The 16811-nt window shown below is 65.1% G+C and carries 17 protein-coding genes; 4 read left to right on the top strand and 13 right to left on the bottom strand.

Annotation, left to right across the window (positions count from 1 at the left end):
- Positions 1–169 precede the first annotated feature (169 nt).
- The 3 genes from C2862_RS15245 to C2862_RS15235 all read left to right on the top strand — a co-directional run bounded on the left by C2862_RS15245 (position 170) and on the right by C2862_RS15235 (position 2142).
- Complete coding sequence (locus C2862_RS15245) at positions 170–1519, top strand: glutamine synthetase family protein (RefSeq protein ID WP_136220984.1); 1350 nt, start codon at positions 170–172, stop codon at positions 1517–1519.
- 79 nt (positions 1520–1598) lie between these two features.
- Positions 1599–1883, top strand: coding sequence for a type II toxin-antitoxin system Phd/YefM family antitoxin (locus C2862_RS15240; RefSeq protein WP_136220983.1), 285 nt, complete (start codon positions 1599–1601; stop codon positions 1881–1883).
- Positions 1849–2142, top strand: a complete 294-nt coding sequence (locus tag C2862_RS15235) for a Txe/YoeB family addiction module toxin (RefSeq protein WP_136220982.1) — start codon at positions 1849–1851, stop codon at positions 2140–2142. The genes C2862_RS15240 and C2862_RS15235 overlap by 35 nt, the downstream gene beginning before the upstream one ends.
- 18 nt (positions 2143–2160) lie before the next feature.
- On the opposite strand, the gene thpR is transcribed toward C2862_RS15235, so the two are convergent.
- The 7 genes from thpR to hda all read right to left on the bottom strand — a co-directional run bounded on the left by thpR (position 2161) and on the right by hda (position 7205).
- Positions 2161–2670, bottom strand: coding sequence for an RNA 2',3'-cyclic phosphodiesterase (gene thpR / locus C2862_RS15230; protein ID WP_136220981.1), 510 nt, complete (start codon positions 2668–2670; stop codon positions 2161–2163).
- 10 nt (positions 2671–2680) lie between these two features.
- Positions 2681–3538: a 3-methyl-2-oxobutanoate hydroxymethyltransferase gene (gene panB, locus C2862_RS15225; RefSeq protein WP_136220980.1), complete on the bottom strand. Its 858-nt coding sequence runs from the start codon at positions 3536–3538 to the stop codon at positions 2681–2683.
- A gap of 79 nt (positions 3539–3617) precedes the next feature.
- On the bottom strand, positions 3618–3965 hold the full coding sequence (locus C2862_RS15220; protein ID WP_136220979.1) for a DMT family protein: 348 nt from the start codon (positions 3963–3965) through the stop codon (positions 3618–3620).
- A 1-nt stretch (position 3966) separates the two neighbouring features.
- Positions 3967–4446: a 2-amino-4-hydroxy-6-hydroxymethyldihydropteridine diphosphokinase gene (folK, locus tag C2862_RS15215; protein ID WP_136220978.1), complete on the bottom strand. Its 480-nt coding sequence runs from the start codon at positions 4444–4446 to the stop codon at positions 3967–3969.
- The gene (gene pcnB / locus C2862_RS15210) at positions 4443–5831 is read right to left on the bottom strand and encodes a polynucleotide adenylyltransferase PcnB (RefSeq protein WP_136220977.1); all 1389 of its coding nucleotides are present in this window, start codon (positions 5829–5831) and stop codon (positions 4443–4445) included. The genes folK and pcnB overlap by 4 nt, the downstream gene beginning before the upstream one ends.
- Positions 5824–6498 (bottom strand): HAD family phosphatase, encoded by a 675-nt coding sequence (locus tag C2862_RS15205; protein WP_136220976.1) that lies wholly within the window; start codon positions 6496–6498, stop codon positions 5824–5826. Before C2862_RS15205 ends, pcnB begins: the two co-directional genes overlap by 8 nt.
- Positions 6495–7205, bottom strand: a complete 711-nt coding sequence (hda, locus tag C2862_RS15200; RefSeq protein WP_136220975.1) for a DnaA regulatory inactivator Hda — start codon at positions 7203–7205, stop codon at positions 6495–6497. Before hda ends, C2862_RS15205 begins: the two co-directional genes overlap by 4 nt.
- Positions 7206–7488: 283 nt before the next feature.
- Between hda and purM the strand changes: the two genes are divergently transcribed.
- Positions 7489–8532: a phosphoribosylformylglycinamidine cyclo-ligase gene (purM, locus tag C2862_RS15195; protein WP_136220974.1), complete on the top strand. Its 1044-nt coding sequence runs from the start codon at positions 7489–7491 to the stop codon at positions 8530–8532.
- A 69-nt stretch (positions 8533–8601) separates the two neighbouring features.
- Here purM and C2862_RS15190 read toward each other — a convergent pair whose 3' ends face one another.
- The 6 genes from C2862_RS15190 to C2862_RS15165 form a co-directional block, all read right to left on the bottom strand.
- Positions 8602–10632: a S9 family peptidase gene (locus tag C2862_RS15190; RefSeq protein ID WP_229467450.1), complete on the bottom strand. Its 2031-nt coding sequence runs from the start codon at positions 10630–10632 to the stop codon at positions 8602–8604.
- Between the two features lie 106 nt (positions 10633–10738).
- Complete coding sequence (locus tag C2862_RS15185; protein ID WP_136220973.1) at positions 10739–11962, bottom strand: 6-phosphofructokinase; 1224 nt, start codon at positions 11960–11962, stop codon at positions 10739–10741.
- 173 nt (positions 11963–12135) lie between these two features.
- Complete coding sequence (locus tag C2862_RS15180; RefSeq protein ID WP_136220972.1) at positions 12136–14184, bottom strand: sodium:solute symporter family protein; 2049 nt, start codon at positions 14182–14184, stop codon at positions 12136–12138.
- Entirely contained in the window at positions 14181–14507 is a 327-nt protein-coding gene (locus C2862_RS15175; protein WP_136220971.1) for a DUF4212 domain-containing protein, read from the bottom strand. The genes C2862_RS15180 and C2862_RS15175 overlap by 4 nt, the downstream gene beginning before the upstream one ends.
- The gene (locus C2862_RS15170) at positions 14497–16044 is read right to left on the bottom strand and encodes a sensor histidine kinase N-terminal domain-containing protein (RefSeq protein ID WP_229467449.1); all 1548 of its coding nucleotides are present in this window, start codon (positions 16042–16044) and stop codon (positions 14497–14499) included. The genes C2862_RS15175 and C2862_RS15170 overlap by 11 nt, the downstream gene beginning before the upstream one ends.
- Positions 16041–16751, bottom strand: coding sequence for a response regulator transcription factor (locus C2862_RS15165; RefSeq protein WP_136220970.1), 711 nt, complete (start codon positions 16749–16751; stop codon positions 16041–16043). The genes C2862_RS15170 and C2862_RS15165 overlap by 4 nt, the downstream gene beginning before the upstream one ends.
- Positions 16752–16811 lie beyond the last annotated feature (60 nt).

Raw genomic sequence — 16811 nt, 5'->3', positions numbered from 1 at the left:
GTGGCGCAATAAATTACCTCGGCAATTCTCGCCAATTGTTTCATCTAGAGTCGCTTTGCTGCCTGTCTTTTAATGTTGCATGTGAATATTCACACTACTTGAGCAGTACACCGGACGGCCCGCAATACCGCACCGTGCTACATTGACCGGTCCAGAGCCGGGAGCCCAGATGAGTGCTGCGACGCTTGACGCCATGCGCGAATTCCTGCGCGAGCACGGCATCCACGAAGTCGAGTGCGTCATCACCGATATGACGGGGATCGCGCGCGGCAAGATCCTGCCGAAGGATCTCTTCCTCGACGGCGAGCACATGCGCCTGCCGAAAAGCGTCTTGCTGAATACCGTCAACGGCGAGCAGCCGAACAATCTGCCCTATGTCGGCGCGACCGATCCCGACATGGTGTGCGTACCCGATGCGGCGACGATGCGCGTCGTGCCCTGGGCTTCGGAGTCGGTCGCGCTGGTGATCCACGACTGCATGAATTTCGATGGTTCCCCGGTCGATCTGGCGCCGCGCGCCGTCCTGCGCCGCGTGCTCGGCCTGTATGCGGCGCGCGGCTGGAAGCCCGTGGTGGCGCCCGAAATGGAGTTCTATCTCGTCGCGCGGAATGTCGACCCGAACGTGCCGCTGATGCCGCCCATGGGCCGCAGCGGCATGACCGAACTCGGCCGCCAGTCCTATTCGATCGACGCCGTCAACGATTTCGATCCCTTCTTTCTCGAGCTCTCAAGTTTCTGCAAGACCCACGGCCTGGGCGTGGAGACCCTGATCCACGAAGCGGGAGCCGGGCAAATGGAAATCAATTTCGCCCATGGCGACGCGCTGGAGCTGGCCGACCGCGTGTTCCTGTTCAAGCGCGCGGTACGCGAGACGGCGCTGCGCCACGGCATCTTCGCCACCTTCATGGCGAAACCGATGGAAACCGAACCCGGCAGCGCCATGCACGTGCACCAGAGCGTCATCGACACCGCGAGCGGCCGGAATATTTTCACGCAGTCCGACGGCGGACCGAGTCCGCTGTTTTTCCATTTCATTGGCGGACTGGAAAAGTACGTGCCCTCGGCATTATTGATGTTCGCGCCCCACGTGAACTCTTACCGGCGCCTCTCTCGCTTCCAGTCGGCGCCGACCAACGTGCGTTGGGGCTACGACAACCGTACCTGCGGCATCCGCGTGCCGAACTCGTCGCCGGAAAACCGGCGCGTCGAGAACCGGGTGCCGGGCGTGGACGTCAATCCCTATCTCGCCATGGCGGCCACGCTCAGTTGCGGCTACCTCGGCATGATCGAAGGAATCGAGCCGTCCGAACCCACCGCCGACAGCGCCGAGCACATCCACGACGACCTGCCGCGCAACCTGGAAGACGCGATTTTGCGGATGCGCCAGTGCCCGCCGCTGTCGAACATGCTGGGAGACTTATTCGTGCAGGCCTTCTGCGAAGTGAAGGAACTGGAATTCGCGACCTTCAGCCGCGTGATCAGTTCGTGGGAGCGGGAGCACCTGATGCTGCTGGTGTGAAAAAGCGATCAGTCCCGGCTTGGTTTGACCGCTTGTACAAGATTACGTACAATTGGCTATTCCTTGGAGATTTAAACCTATGAACATCCTCACTTTTAGCGAGGCACGCGCCAGCTTGAAGACGGTGATGGACGACGTATGCAAAGACCATGCACCAACGGTTGTGACCCGGGTCAACGGCGAACACGTGGTGATGTTGTCACTTGCGGATTTCAACAGCATGGAAGAGACAATGTACCTTCTGAGCTCGCCGAAAAACGCAAGCCGTCTGATGCAATCCATTGCCCAGCTCAAGGCCGGCAAAGCCCACATCAGGGAATTACTGCGTAATGAACAAGAAGGTCCAGAACAAGAAGGAAGCTAAGCAATTCGCGTTTGCGTGGACTGATAACGCCTGGGAAGACTATCTCTACTGGCAAGAAGAAAATCCGAAGATCGTCGACGAAATCAACCGGCTTCTGGAGGAGTGCCGTCGCGATCCCTTTCGTGGCACCGGCAAGCCCGAGCCGCTCAAGGGCGACTTGACCGGCTACTGGTCACGACGAATCACCAAAGAGCACCGCCTCGTTTATCTCCCTGCAGACAACGGCATCTATGTCGTGGCCTGCCGCTACCACTACTGAAGCTGCGTTAAAAGCGATTCAGTATTGCTGTATCACCGTATAGCCGCCGCCATTCGCCGGCTTCGATTCAACGAGCGCAAAGCCGTCGATCTTCCAGACCAGCGGCTCTGCCTCGGGCGGCACGACGGCATTGTTGGCGCGCCGCGCCAGCGTCACGTGCGGTTTGTAGCTGCGCGCCTCGGGCTGCAGGCCGAGCGCAAGCAGGGCAGCAGACAGATTCGCGTGCAATTCGATCAGCTCGGCCGGCTGCTCGTGCGGTTCCAGTACGGCCACGCCATGCGGCCAGAGTTTCGGCACGCCGATCGACAGCGTAAATGGCTGGAACGGCACCGCAAAGCCGCGCCGCAGTTCCGGCACCCGTTCGCTCGGCACTTCGCCAAGGAAGTGCAGGGTCAGGTGCAGTTTATCCGTATGGACGGGACTGGCGCCACGCGGCCAGTCCCAGGCGTCGCGCCGTTCGCGCAAGGCATGCCGGATCGCCGGATCCGGCCACAGCGCCAGGAACAATCGCGTGTTCGGGGCGTCCATTGTTTCGTTTTTAGAAACAGTGTTCCGGAGCCGGGAAGCTGCCGTCCTTCACGCCGGACACATAGGCGCGCACGGCGCCTTCGATGCTGGCTTGCCCCTCCATGAAGTTCTTCACGAACTTCGCCTTGTGGCCTGGGAACACGCCCAGCATGTCGTGCATGACGAGCACCTGGCCCGAGCAGTCGGGGCCGGCGCCGATGCCGATGGTCGGCACCTGCAGCAGTTCGGTGGTTTGCTTGCCCAGCGCGGCCGGCACGGCTTCCAGCAGCACGATGGCGGCGCCGGCCGCCTGCAGGGCCAGCGCGTCGTTTTTGAGGCGCTCGGCGCCTTCGTCGGTCTTGCCCTGCACCTTGAAGCCGCCCAGCGCGTGCACGAACTGCGGGGTGAGGCCGATGTGGGCGCACACGGGGATGCCGCGTTCGGCGAGGAAGGAGACGGTCTCGGCCAGCCAGGCGCCGCCTTCGATCTTGACCATCTGGGCGCCGGCACGCATCAGCGCGGCCGAGCTCTCGAAGGCCATTTCCTTGGTGGCATAGCTGCCGAAGGGCAGGTCGGCGACCAGCAGGGCGTTCTTGTTACCGCGCGCCACCGAGGCGGTGTGGTAGACCATGTCGGCCAGGGTCACCGGCAGCGTCGAGCTGTGGCCGGCGCAGACCATGCCGAGCGAGTCGCCTACCAGCAGGATGTCGACGCCGCAGCGGTCCATGAGCGAGGCGAAGCTGGCGTCGTAGCAGGTCAGCATGGCGATCTTGTTGCCGGCCGCACGCATCGCCTGCAAGGCCGGAATCGTGACGGCCTTTGCTACCGGCTTGACCGGCGCAGGAGCCGCACCGCCAGTCATTTCCTGTCCCTGCAAATAAGCGCTCATGGTGATCCTTTTGAAAACAATTAATTCGACGGCGTAGTGTAATCCGACGGAAAAAAACCTGCCGAATGCGCCGATTTTTTTAGCTGCGGAAGATGAAATACACAGCCCCGACCAGGCACAGCGCCGCCCAGACGTAATCGAGCTTGAAGGGCTGGTTCATATAAAACATGGCGAAGGGCACGAACACGGTGAGCGTGATCGCCTCCTGCATGATCTTCAGCTGCGCCAGGCTGTACTGGGTGGCGCCGATGCGGTTGGCCGGTACCTGCAGCAGGTATTCGAACAGGGCGATGCCCCAGCTGATCAGGGCGGCGATATACCAGGCGCGGTTGTTCAGGCTTTTCAGGTGCCCGTACCAGGCGAAGGTCATGAAGATGTTCGACAGCACGAGCAGGCCCGCGGTCTGGAAGAAAACGGGGATCTGCATATTAATCCTGGTAAAGGCGCTCGATGGCCTGGTCGGCGACCAGCGGCAACAAGTCGGCGGCGCGGCCGCGGCCCGGAATCACCGTGTCGGGCGCGATTTCCAGCAGCGGCGCCAGCACGAAGGCGCGCTCGTGCATGCGCGGGTGCGGCACCGTCAGGGCCGGGGTGTGGATGATCTCGTCGCCGTACAGCAGCAAATCCAGGTCGAGCGTGCGCGGGGCGTTGCGGTAGGGGCGTTCGCGGCCGTGCGCCGTTTCGATCGCGTGCAACGTTGCCAGCAGCACGTGCGCGTCGAGGTCGGTATCGAGCAAGGCCACGGCGTTGATGTAGTCGTCGCCCGAGGAGTCGATCGGCGCGGTGCGCCACAGGCTGGAGGCGGCCACCAGGCGGCAGCCGGACTGGCGTCCCAGGCGCGCCAGCGCGTCGACAACGTTGCCGCGCGCATCGCCCAGGTTGGCGCCGATCCCGATCAGCGCGATCATTCCTCGCCGGCGCCCGCGGCGGAATTGGCCGGGGCGGCGCTCGCGCCTTCGCCGCCGCCACTGCGGTTGCGCGAACGGCGCGGCGGACGCTTGCGCTTTTCTCCGCTCGGGGTCGGGCGGTTGGCCTGGGTCACCAGGCGCTCGCGCTCGCCGGCTTCGGCATCGTAGAAGGCGGTCCACCATTCGCCGATTTCCTTGTCCAGCTCGCCCGACTCGCAGCGCAGCAGCAGGAAGTCGTAGCCGGCGCGGAAGCGCGGATTTTCCAGCAATTTGTAGGGCGCGCGGCCGGCGCGGCGCTCGAAGCGCGGCTGCATGGCCCAGATGTCGCGCATGTCGGTGGCGATGCGGCGCTGCAGGGCCAGGTTCTCGGTCTGGGTGTCGAGCACGTCGTCGGCGGCCAGGTGCAGGGCCGGGATCGGCGACTCGCCGGCGGCCCGATACGCCGTCCACTTTTCCAGCACCTGGTGCCACAGCAGGGAAGCGAACAGGAAGCCCGGCGACACGCCCTTGCCGGCCTTTACACGCGCATCGGTCGATTCCAGCGCCAGGGTCACGAACTTCATGCCGATCGGCTGCTCGAGCACGACGTCGAGCAGGGGCAACAGGCCGTGGTGCAGGCCGGCCGAGCGCAATTCCTTCAGGCAGGCCAGCGCATGGCCCGAAAGCAGCAGCTTCAGCATCTCGTCGAACACGCGCGCGGCCGGCACGTTGTCGATCAGCGGCGCCATCACGGGAATCGGTGCGCGCGTGGTCGGCTCGATCGTGAAGCCGAGCTTGGCGGCGAAGCGCACCACGCGCAGCATGCGCACCGGATCTTCGCGGTAGCGCGCTTCCGGCATGCCGATGATGCGCAGGGTCTTGTCACGGATGTCGGCGATGCCGCCGTGGTAGTCCAGCACGGTTTGCGTGGCCGGATCGTAGTACATCGCGTTGATGGTGAAGTCGCGCCGCGCGGCGTCCTCGTGCTGCGGACCGAAGTTGTTGTCGCGCAGGACGCGGCCATGCTCGTCCTTCGGCGCATTGGCGCTGCCGGCGCCGCGGAAGGTCGTCACTTCCAGCAGCTCCTGGCCGAACATCACGTGCACGATCTGGAAGCGGCGGCCGATGATGAAGGCGCGGCGGAACAGTTTTTTCACCTGCTCCGGCGTCGCGTCGGTGGCGATGTCGAAGTCTTTCGGCTTCACGCCCAGCAGCAGGTCGCGCACCGCGCCACCCACGACGAAGGCTTTATAACCGGCTTCCTGCAGGGTTTGGGTCAGGCGGATCGCGTTCGGCGACACGAGTTTCGGGTCGATGCCGTGTTCTTCCGGTCCGAGGATGTGTGCCTGGGTTGGATCGCGCTCGTCTTTCACGCCAAGGATTTTACGAATGAATTTTTTAATCATTGAACAGATGGAGTAAAGGCCAGCCCTGGGCATGCGCATGGCTGGCGAGCGCGGCGCTCGGGTTGGTGGCGACCGGATGCGAAACCACGGACAGCAGGGGAATGTCGTTGTGCGAATCGCTGTAGAAATGGCTGCTCTCGAAGCTCTCGAACGGCCGGCCCAGGCGTTCCAGCCAGGCGTGCATGTGCGTGATCTTGCCCGGTCCCGAGGTCGGCGTGCCGGCCAGTTTCCCGGTCAATTTCCCGCTGGCGTCCGTTTCCGGCATCGCCGCGATATGGTGCTCGACCCCGAACAGGCGGGCGATCGGCGCCGTGATGTAGTGGTTGGTGGCGGTAATGATCGCCACCAGGTCGCCGGCGTCCAGGTGGCGCTTGACCAGGTCCAGCGCCTGCGGGCGCACCGCCGGCTCGATCACGTCAACCATGTATTGCGCGCGCATGGCTTCCAGATCGCTCCGCGGGAAGCCGGCCAGGGTGCCGAGGGCAAATTCCAGGTACTCGACCGGATCGAGCACACCGGCCTGGTACTGGGCGAAGAATTCGTCGTTGCGGCGCGCATAGGCGACCGCATCGACGGCGCCGATGCGCACCAAAAACTGGCCCCACTCGTAGTCCGAGTCGATCGGCAGCAAGGTGTGGTCGAGGTCAAACAGGGCGAGCTTGTTCATGGTTTGGTCTCTGACTGCGTTGTTTCCGACTGCGCAGCATCGGCCGGGGGATGGGACAGCAGCAGGTCGCGCAGCAGGGGCAGCGTGACCGGGCGCTGGGTCTCCAGCGAATACTGGTCGAGGGCATCCAGCATCGTGGCGAGCGAGCGCATGTCGCGTTTGAAATGGGACAGCAAATAGGGTAACACGCTGGCCGACAGCGTCAGGCCGCGCGCCTCGGCCGCCTGGGTCAGCGCCGCGATCTTCTGGTCGTCGGACAGCCCGTGGATCAGGTAGATCAATCCCCATCCCATGCGTGTTCTCAGGTCTTCGCGCACCGGCAGCACGGCCGGCGGTACCGGCCCGGTCGAGACCATGTAGGCGCCGTGTTCGCGGATCTGGTTGAACAGGGCGAACGCATCGATCTGGGCCGCGGCCGACAGGCGGTCGCAGTCGTCCAGCAAGTAAAGCGAAATGTCCGGCGAATACACGAAGTCGCCGCTCGGGGCATCGGCCGCGATGTAGCGCGAGTTCGGGGTGGCGGCCAGGGCCTGCAGCAGGTGGGTCTTGCCGGCGCCCGTGTCTCCCCACAGGTAGGCGAAATGCTCGCGCGATGCACGCTGCGCGAACTGGTGCATCAGATGCGCCAGTTCGGCATTTTCCCCGACCTGGAAGGTATCGAGGCTGTGCGCCGGCTCGGCGCCTAGATCGAGCACCAGCTGTTTCATGGCGTTCGTTTCATCCTGGAAGTGTCATACGCATGCAGCATTATAAAAGCTGTCGCGCAGACAAGGGCAAAGCCGGGGTGCGCAGGCGTGAAACCCGCTGCGCCAGTGCCGTCGGGAGCGCCGGCGCGAGGGCAGGCTGGGTAGGCTCCGGATGGCGGGAAAAATGGCATGTTTTTGTTGTTATCTCGGTTTGGCAGGGGTGGGCCGGGCCGTTTTGTTAAAATAGCGGATTGACTGAAACAGGTCTTCGCCTTCTATTTTACCGCCTCCGCTGCCAAATACCATGAGCCAACCATCTAATGTTTCTCTCTCCTACCGCGACGCCGGTGTCGATATCGACGCCGGCGACGCCCTGGTCGAAGCGATCAAGCCGTTTGCCAAGCGCACCATGCGGGAAGGCGTGCTCGGCGGTATCGGTGGTTTCGGCGGGCTGTTCGAGCTCAGCAAGAAGTTCAAGGAACCGGTGCTGGTCTCGGGTACCGACGGCGTCGGCACCAAGCTGAAACTGGCCTTCGAGCTGAACCGCCACGACACGGTCGGCATCGACCTGGTCGCCATGAGCGTGAACGACATCCTGGTGCAGGGCGCCGAGCCGCTGTTCTTCCTCGACTATTTTGCCTGCGGCAAGCTGGACGTGGCGACGGCGACGGCCGTGGTCAAGGGCATCGCCCAGGGCTGCGAACAGTCCGGCTGCGCCCTGCTGGGCGGCGAAACCGCCGAAATGCCGGGCATGTACCCGGACGGCGAATACGACCTGGCCGGCTTCGCCGTCGGTGCGGTGGAAAAATCGCAGATCATCGACGGCAGCAAGATCGTGCCGGGCGACGTGGTGCTGGGCCTGGCTTCGTCGGGCATCCACTCGAACGGCTACTCGCTGGTGCGCAAGATCATCAGCGTCGCCAAGCCCGACCTGGAAGCCGATTTCCACGGGCGCAAGCTGGCCGACGTGCTGATGGCGCCAACCCGCCTCTACGTCAAACCGCTGCTGGCGCTGATGGCGTCGATGGAAGTGAAGGGCCTGGTGCACATCACCGGTGGCGGCCTGGTCGAAAACATCCCGCGCGTGCTGCAGGAAAACCTGACCGCCGTGCTCGACGGACAATCGTGGACGATGCCGCCGCTGTTCCAGTGGCTGCAGCAGCACGGCGGCGTGGCCGACGCCGAGATGCACCGCGTGTTCAACTGCGGCATTGGCATGACGGTCATCGTCTCCAAAGAGAACGCGGACGCGGCCATGGCCCAGCTGCGGGCGGCGGGCGAGACCGTGTACCGGATCGGCGAGATCCGCGCGCGCGAAGAGGGTCAGGCGCAGACTGTGGTGCTGTAAGCCTGCGGCAGCACCCGGCATGAAGAAAAGGCGCCCCGCGGGGCGCCTTTGTCGTATCGGACCTGCAGTTCAGTTGGCCTTTGCGCCGCTGCCGATGTTCTTGTCGAGGAATTTCTCGACCCGGCTCCAGAAATCGACCCGGTTCTTCGGCAGGCTCCAGCCGTGGCCCTCGTCCAGGTACTCGATCCACTCCACCTGCTTGTTGTGCGGCTTGACGGCATCGAGGAATTTGCGGCCGTGGTACATCGGCACGCGCTGGTCGACGCCGCCGTAGGCCAGCAGCAGCGGCGCCTTGATGCGCGCGGCCTGCTCGATCGGCGAGGTGGCCTTCAGTTGGGCCGCATCCTTGACCCGGTCGCCGACCAGGTCGGGCATGCCGTACTGTTTCCATTGCTCCGACATGTCGGAAGTGAAGCTCCAGTGACCGTCGTAGAGCAGGTTGATGTCGGTGACGCCCACCCAGCCGACGCCGCATTTGTACAGGTCGGGGTCGTTTGCCAGCCCCATTAGCACGGCATAGCCGCCATAGCTGGCGCCGGCGATGCAGATGCGCTTGGGATCGGCAATGCCCTGGGCAATTGCCCAGCGCGCGCCGTCGGCGATGTCGTTCTGCATCGCCAGGCCCCATTGCTTCCAGCCGGCGCGGAAGTGCTTGTCGCCATACCCGGTGCTGCCTCGGAAGTCGGGTTCCAGCACCGCATAGCCGCGCGACGCCAGGAATTGCGTGTCCGGCTTCCAGCCCCAGCGGTTGCCGCGCAGGTAAGGGCCGCCGTGCACCAGCACCACCAGCGGCGCCTGCTTGGCGCCGCCGGGCGGCAGCGTCAGCAGGGCCGGAATCTCCATGCCGTCGCGCGCCTTGTAGCGCACTGGGTCCTGTTGGCCCATGGCGCGCAGGTCCAGGCCGGGGTAGGCTTCGCCCACCGGATCGAGCGCGCCCGTGCGCAGGTTGAACAGCGTGTAGGCTAGCGGCCGCACGTCCGAGAACGAGCGCACCAGCGCCCACTCCGCCCCGTTCTGAGCCGGGAAGGACATCAGGTTGACCGTGCCGGGCAGGGCCGCATCGAGTTTTTTCTGGGCCTCGGCCATGGCGGGATTGAACCAGACGATGCTGTCGGCGTCGGTCCGCACCCGCGCGCCGGCCACCTTGTCGCCGCTGTACACCAGGTCCCCCGTGAAATCGTAGCCGGGGGTGACGACCAGCGGCTCCGGCTTCGGTTTGCCGGTGGCGAGATCGACCGTTACTAGTCCCGTCGTATCGCTGTTGCCGTAGGCGGTCGCGAACAGAGTGCCGTCGCTGCCGAAGCCCAGCGGCTCGAAGGCGTCCTTGCCGCCCTTGTAGCTGTCGAAACTGCTCAGCACGCGCCACTGGCCGTTCGCGGGATCGAGGTAGTGAATGGTGGTGACGCCTTTTTCGCTCGACATGGCCAGGCGCGGCTCGCCCTTGTGGTCGAGCATCCAGCCGTGGACCCGGCCCGGACGCGGCACCGTCTGGGTGGCGGCCGTGATCGTGTTCAGCCGCAGCAGGTTGACGTTGCGTACCTCGCTGCCTTCCAGGAACTCGACGCTCTCGACATACACGGAGTCGGAATTCTGGGCGCCGCGCTGGTCGAGCATGAAGGTATGCCAGGGCAGGACCTTGTGTGCGATATGCGAGCCGATCGACATGGGCGGCTCGCCGCGGCGCCCCGCAAGCTGGCGCAGGTTGCCGCCGTCGCGGTCGACCGCAAACAGTCCGGCCGCCATCTCCACGCCGCCCGGGGCGATCTGGTGGTCGGTCAGGTCGAACAGCAGGCGGCCATTGTTGACCCATTCGAAGCGGCGGACGTCGGCGTTCTGGTAGCCGGCGACCGTCTTCGCCGTCTTCTTTTCCAGGTCGATCACGATCAGGTAGGCGCGCCGCCCGGACGCGCCGGAAATGGCGGCGAGGTAGCGTGCGTCGGGAGACAGGCTGGCAGCGGCGAGTTGCGGATTGACGAAGAAGCGTTCGATCGGCGGCGTGGGCACGGAAGCGGGGGCGCGGGCGGCGTGCAGCGGCGCGGCGGCGGCCAGCAGCAGCGCCAGCGCGCCGCCGAGCCGACGCATGGGAATGCGTGGGAGCATGTTGTCTCGTTCAGGATATTGTTGTCGTGATGCCGTGGCATCGGGCCACGCAGCATAGCAGGTGGCGCCGCGTCTAAACCTATCAAAATGTCACGGTAGCATCGAATCAGGACCGGTCCGGATGCAGCACCCTGGGTACCCGCGCCCCGCGCAGCCGGAACGCATCCGGCATGCCCGATCCGAGCAGCGGGCGCAGGTAGAGCCTGAAGGCATCCGTCACGTCGGTGCCGCTCTCGCTGATGAATTCGTCTTCCATGGTGCGCGTCTTGCCTGCGACCTGGTCCAATGGCAGCAGGTCGTAGTCCACCGAATAAAAGCCGGTGCGGCGGATCACGACCGAGCCGTCGCGCTCGCCCCACATCGCGAACTGCACCGCCTTCTCGCCGACTTCCCGCGCCTCGCGCTGGTCGACGTCGGACACGCAGCCGATGAAGGAGCGCTGCAGGTAGCCGAAGGTGTCGCCGCGCACGCGCTTGATGCCGAGTTTCGACTTGATCTCCTCGCACAGCAGGTCGGCCAGGGCGCCGGTGCCGGACAGTTGCACGTTGCCGTGCGCATCTTTTTCGATTTCTTTTGCCAGCAGGGTCACGATCGGCTCGCCCGCCGCGTCGTGCACACCCTCGGAGACGGCGATCACGCAGCGTCCGTAGCGGGCATAGGTCGCCTTCACGTCGGCCAGGAAGCGCTCCAGCTCGAACGTGCGTTCGGGTAGGTAGATCAGGTGCGGCCCATCGTCGGGGAACTTTTTACCCAATGCCGAGGCCGCCGTGAGAAAGCCCGCATGCCGGCCCATGACGACGCCGACGTACACGCCGGGCAGGGCGGCATTGTCGAGATTGGCACCGGCAAAGGCCTGGGCAACGAAGCGCGCCGCCGAGGGAAAGCCCGGCGTGTGGTCGTTGCCGACCAGGTCGTTGTCGATGGTTTTCGGGATGTGGATTGAGCGTAGCGGATAGCCGGCCGCGTGCGCTTCCTCGCTGACGATGCGCACCGTGTCGGCTGAATCGTTGCCGCCTATGTAGAAGAAATGTTCGATCTCGTGCGCACGCAGGACCTCGAAGATGCGCTGGCAATAGGCCATGTCCGGCTTGTCGCGGGTCGAGCCAAGTGCGGAGGACGGTGTGGCCGCCACCAATTCGAGGTTGTGGCTGGTTTCCTGGGTCAGGTCGAGGAAGTCCTCGTTGACGATGCCGCGCACGCCGTGCAGGGCGCCATAGATGCGGTTGACGTTACGAAAGCGCCGCGCTTCCAGCGTCACGCCCACCATCGACTGGTTGATGACGGCGGTCGGACCGCCTCCTTGTGCAACGAGGATTTTGCCGGACGACATGACACCTCCTTTACGTGGGTAGGGTGCGCATTCATGCGCACGCGGTGCCACGGGCGCGTGTCGAAATGCGTTTTCGACACGCATACGCCGCACCGCGTGCGCATGAATGCGCACCCTACAATATCACCGGTCTGCGGGCACGGCCATACGCTCAGGATATCGTCGCTTAATTGCTACTCCGGCGCCCGAATATAGTCGACCAAGGCATCACTACCCCGTGCCGGCGGCGCCGTCAGCAGGCTGGCGACGACCACCGCCAGCATCCCCGCCGGCACCCCGAAGATACCGGCCGACATCGGCGCGATGTCGAACCAGGCTGCGTCCATGCGCCCGCCCAGCATCGGGTGCACGCGGATCATGTAGTAGAGGCAGACCAGGAAGCCGCTCACCATGCCGGCGATCGCCCCGGCGTGATTCGCGCGCTTCCAGAACACGCCCAGCACCAGCGGCGGGAACAGGGCCGAGGCCGCCAGCGAGAAGGCGGCGCCGACCAGGGACAGGATGTCGGCCGGCTTTTGCGAGGCGGCATAGGCGGCGATGAAGGCCACCGCCAGCAGCAGGAGTTTCGAGATCGTCACCCGCTTCTGGGTCGAGGCGCCGGGATCGACGATCTTGTAATAGATGTCGTGCGAGAGCGCGTTCGAGATCGCCAGCAGCAGGCCGTCGGCGGTGGACAGGGCCGCCGCCAGGCCGCCGGCCGCCACCAGCCCCGAGATCACGTAGGGCAGGCCGCCGATCTCGGGCGTGGCCAGCACCAGCACGTCGCCGTCGATCGCGATTTCCGCCAGCTGCACCAGGCCGTCGCCGTTGATGTCGGTAACCTGGATCAGCGGATTCACCTTGTCGATATTCCCCCAATAGGAGATCCAGGTCGGCAGCGAAGAAAAATCGCTGCCGACCAGGCTCGTATAGATGTCGTATTTCGCCAGCACGGCCAGCGCCGGAATGCTCAGGTAGATCAGCAGGATGAAGAACAGGGTCCAGAATACCGAGACCCGGGTCTCGTGCACCGAGGGCGTGGTGTAGGAACGCATCAGGATGTGGGGCAGGGCGGCGGTGCCGAACATCAGGCAGAACACGAGCGCCAGGAAGTTGTTGCGGCGCGCATTCGATTCCGCCTCGGTCGCGCCGGCGAAGGGGGCGGCATGCGGTTGCGGCGGCTGGGCCCGGGCCAGCAGGCGAGATCTCTGCTCGCGCCACAGGGCTTCGGCCTCGTCCGCCGTCTTCGGGTACGCCGCCAGCGCGCGTTCGGCGTTGCGTACGTCGGCCAGCGACAGGTTGCGCAGGCGCGCCGTATCCAGCCGCCGCTGCGCCTCGACCTTGCCCTGTTCCCAGGAGGCGGGCAGCGCGGCCAGGCGTTCCTGGTAGGCGTCGGCCTCCTTCTGGAAGCGGGCGCGCACCTCGTGCTCGCGTGGGTCGGCGGCCAGCTGCGCTTCGCGCTGGGCCAGCTTCGGCAGCACCGAACCGTAGGCCACCTGCGGCAGCGGATTGTCGGCGTGCTTGGCCGACAGCCACATGGTCGGAATCAGGAAGGCGACCAGGATGATGATGTACTGCGCCACCTGCGTCCAGGTGATCCCGCGCATGCCGCCCAGGAAGGAGCAGACCAGGATACTGGCCAGTCCCAGGAAAATGCCGACCGAGAAGTCGACGCCCGTGAAGCGCGAAGCGATCAGCCCGACGGCATAGATCTGCGCCACCACGTAGATGAAGGAGACGATGATGGTGGCGCCGACGGCCAGCGCCCGCACCGGCCCGCCGCGCCCGCCCGCGCCGCCGCCGTAGCGCGCAGCCAGGTAGTCGGGAATCGTGTACTGGGCGAACTTGCGCAGGTAAGGCGCGATCAGGAGCGCGACCAGGCAATAGCCGCCGGTCCAGCCCATGATGTAGGCGAGGGCGTCGAAGCCGGACAGGTACAGGCCGCCCGCCAGGCTGATGAAGCTGGCCGCCGAGATCCAGTCGGCGGCCGTGGCCATGCCGTTGAACAGGGCCGGCACGCGGCGGCCGGCGACATAGTATTCGGTGACGTTCGAGGTGCGGCTGACGACGCCGATGGTGGCGTACAGCACGATGGTGGCGAACATGAACAGGTGGCCGATCCACAGGCGCGGCATGCCTTCGTTTTCGAGCACCGTCAGGGCCAGCAGGAAGCCGGCGAAGCAGACGCAGAACCAGGCGTAGTAACCGGAGAGGCGGCGGAAATAGCGCTTCTGGCGGGTCATGCATTCACCCCGGCCTCATTTCCCATGGTGCGCGCCAGGTCGCGGTCGTAGCGGCGCATGCGCCAGGCGTAGACGCCGATGATCGCCAGGCAGATCAGGGAAGCACCCTGGGCCGCCATGTAGAAGGACAGCGGCCAGCCGAAGATCGTCACCCGAGCCAGTTCGCGCGCAAAAAACACGGTGCAGAAGCCGGTCGCCAGCCACAAGGCCATCAGCACGAAGGTCAAGCGGCGCGTGCGGCGCCAGTGGGTGGCGCGGGCCGCCAGCAGACGGCGCTGGCGCTCCAGGTCGGGTTCGTTTGGTGGCGCGGTTTCAGGTGGCATCGAGGGCGTCGTCGACAGGTGGCGGGAAGGTCAGCCGGAACAGGCTGCCCGGGAATTTGGCCGAATGGCTGCGCGGATTATTAAAAATGTCGACCTCGGCGCCGTGCTGGCCGGCGATCTCGCGCACGATGGCCAGTCCCAGGCCGCTGCCGCTCGCGCTCGAGCCGAGGATGCGGTAGAAGCGCTCGAACACGTGGGCGCGCTCGCTCGGCGCGATGCCCGGCCCGGTATCCTCGACTTCGAGCAGGGCGACGTCGCCGTCGCGCCGCACGCGCACGGTGACGCTGCCGCCGGCCGGGGTGTAGCGCAGGGCGTTGTCGATCAGGTTCGACAGCAGCTCGCGCAGCATCAGGGCGTTGCCGGCGATGACGACGTCTTCGTCCTGCGCTTCGTAGCCGAGGTCGATGTTGTGGGCGAACGAAGCCTGCACCCAGTCCTGCACCACGCCGCGCGCCAGGCCCGCCAGGTCGATTTCCTCGAAAGCGAGGCCGGCGTGCGGCTGGTTTTCGGCACGCGCCAGGGCTAATAACTGGTTCACCAGGCGCGTCGCCGATTCCGAGCTCTTGGCCAATTGTTCGAGCGAGCGGTGGATTTCATCGGGGTCGAGTTGGCGCAGGGCCAGTTCCGACTGCATACGCATGCCCGCCAGCGGCGTCTTCATCTGGTGTGCGGCGTCGGCAATGAAACGCTTCTGCATGTCGATGGTTTGAGAAAGGCGGCCCAGCATCTCGTTGAGCGAACCGACAAGCGGAGAAATTTCCTCGGGCACCTGACGCGAATCGATAGGAGAGAGGTCGTCGGAAGAGCGGGCGCGGATCCGCTCCTGGAGTTCCGCGAGAGGTGACAAGCCGCGCGAGAGGGCGAACCAGACCAGCGCCAGGATGATCGGCAGGATGATGAACTGGGGCAGGATCACACCCTTGATGATCTCGTTGGCGAGCAGGGCGCGCTTGTCCAGGGTCTCGGCCACCTGCACCAGGGCTTTACGGGGAAAGGCAGGGGAGCTGCTGTCGGGCGGCGCCAGCGGATCGAGGTTGATGTACAGGTAAGCGATGCGCAGCGGATTGCCGTGCAGGGCGGCATTGCGGAAGTGCACGGCGCCATCCTTGTCGGCGTCGCCATCGCTATCGTGATTGGGCGGGCGCGGCAGCTCGCGGTCGCCGTCGACGTGGCGCCCGGCGGCATCGAGTACCTGGAAATACACGCTGTCGATGTCGTCCGCGCGCAGGATGTCGCGCGCGCCGTTGGGCAGGCGGGTCGTGATGACGCCGTTTTCCTCGCGCACCTGCTGGGCCAGCACCGTGACCCGGTTTTCGAGCGCATGGTCGAAGGGTTGATTCGCGATTGATTTCGCGACCAGGTAGGTGATCGCAATGCTCATCGGCCACAGCAGCAGCAGGGGCGCCAGCATCCAGTCGAGGATCTCGCCGAACAGCGAGTGCTGGATGTTTTCTTCCGGTTCCGGATTCGGCGGGACGTAGAGCGGCTCGGGCAGCGCGGCCGCCACGTCCGTCAAGCCCGCATCGCGTTCGTTCACTTCGATTCGGCGCCCGATTCGGCTCCGGCACGTGCGGCATCGGAATATTTTTCGAGGCAGTAACCGAGGCCGCGCACGGTGGCGATGCGCACCCCGCCGACCTCGATCTTCTTGCGCAGCCGGTGCACGTAGACTTCGATGGCGTTGTTCGAGACTTCTTCGCCCCATTCGCACAGGTGGTCGACCAGCTGCTCCTTCGAGACCAGGCGCCCGGTACGGGCCAGCAGGATTTCCAGCAGGCCGAGTTCGCGCGCGGAGAGATCGAGCATCTGCTCGTTGATGTAGGCGCTGCGCCCGACCTGGTCGTAGACCAGCGGGCCGTGGCGGATGACAGTGGGGCCGCCGCCGGCGCCGCGCCGGGTCAGCGCCCGCACCCGCGCTTCGAGTTCCGATAAGGCGAACGGTTTGGCCATGTAGTCGTCGGCGCCCAGGTCGAGGCCTTCGACGCGCTGCTCGACCGAATCGGCCGCGGTGAGGATCAGCACCGGCAGCAGGGAAGAGCGCGCGCGCAGGCGGCGCAGCACTTCCAGGCCCGACATCTTGGGCAGGCCCAGGTCGAGGATCAACAGGTCGAACTCCTGCGTCGAGAGGGCGGTATCGGCGTCCTGGCCGTTGCGCACGTCGTCGATCGCATAGCCGGACTGGCGCAGCGACCGCGTCAGTCCGTCGGCGAGTACGCTATCATCTTCGGCAAGCAAAATTCGCATAAGATCACCCCGTTATCGATTAGATATTCCCTCTACTCGCATTGTGTTTGATTTGGCGCA

Source organism: Massilia sp. Mn16-1_5, from assembly GCF_004798585.1.
Lineage (GTDB): Bacteria > Pseudomonadota > Gammaproteobacteria > Burkholderiales > Burkholderiaceae_D > Telluria.
The sequence above is the reverse complement of the archived record's forward strand: the minus strand, read 5'-3'. Positions and strand labels throughout refer to the sequence as shown.

Excerpts from the sequence above, each read along its gene's own strand:
- C2862_RS15245 (WP_136220984.1), top strand. The coding sequence starts at position 170 with ATGAGTGCTGCGACGCTTGACGCCATGCGCGAATTCCTGCGCGAGCAC.
- C2862_RS15240 (WP_136220983.1), top strand. The coding sequence starts at position 1,599 with ATGAACATCCTCACTTTTAGCGAGGCACGCGCCAGCTTGAAGACGGTG.
- C2862_RS15235 (WP_136220982.1), top strand. The coding sequence starts at position 1,849 with ATGAACAAGAAGGTCCAGAACAAGAAGGAAGCTAAGCAATTCGCGTTT.
- thpR (WP_136220981.1), bottom strand. The coding sequence starts at position 2,670 with ATGGACGCCCCGAACACGCGATTGTTCCTGGCGCTGTGGCCGGATCCG.
- panB (WP_136220980.1), bottom strand. The coding sequence starts at position 3,538 with ATGAGCGCTTATTTGCAGGGACAGGAAATGACTGGCGGTGCGGCTCCT.
- C2862_RS15220 (WP_136220979.1), bottom strand. The coding sequence starts at position 3,965 with ATGCAGATCCCCGTTTTCTTCCAGACCGCGGGCCTGCTCGTGCTGTCG.
- folK (WP_136220978.1), bottom strand. The coding sequence starts at position 4,446 with ATGATCGCGCTGATCGGGATCGGCGCCAACCTGGGCGATGCGCGCGGC.
- pcnB (WP_136220977.1), bottom strand. The coding sequence starts at position 5,831 with ATGATTAAAAAATTCATTCGTAAAATCCTTGGCGTGAAAGACGAGCGC.
- C2862_RS15205 (WP_136220976.1), bottom strand. The coding sequence starts at position 6,498 with ATGAACAAGCTCGCCCTGTTTGACCTCGACCACACCTTGCTGCCGATC.
- hda (WP_136220975.1), bottom strand. The coding sequence starts at position 7,205 with ATGAAACAGCTGGTGCTCGATCTAGGCGCCGAGCCGGCGCACAGCCTC.
- purM (WP_136220974.1), top strand. The coding sequence starts at position 7,489 with ATGAGCCAACCATCTAATGTTTCTCTCTCCTACCGCGACGCCGGTGTC.
- C2862_RS15190 (WP_229467450.1), bottom strand. The coding sequence starts at position 10,632 with ATGCTCCCACGCATTCCCATGCGTCGGCTCGGCGGCGCGCTGGCGCTG.
- C2862_RS15185 (WP_136220973.1), bottom strand. The coding sequence starts at position 11,962 with ATGTCGTCCGGCAAAATCCTCGTTGCACAAGGAGGCGGTCCGACCGCC.
- C2862_RS15180 (WP_136220972.1), bottom strand. The coding sequence starts at position 14,184 with ATGACCCGCCAGAAGCGCTATTTCCGCCGCCTCTCCGGTTACTACGCC.
- C2862_RS15175 (WP_136220971.1), bottom strand. The coding sequence starts at position 14,507 with ATGCCACCTGAAACCGCGCCACCAAACGAACCCGACCTGGAGCGCCAG.
- C2862_RS15165 (WP_136220970.1), bottom strand. The coding sequence starts at position 16,751 with ATGCGAATTTTGCTTGCCGAAGATGATAGCGTACTCGCCGACGGACTG.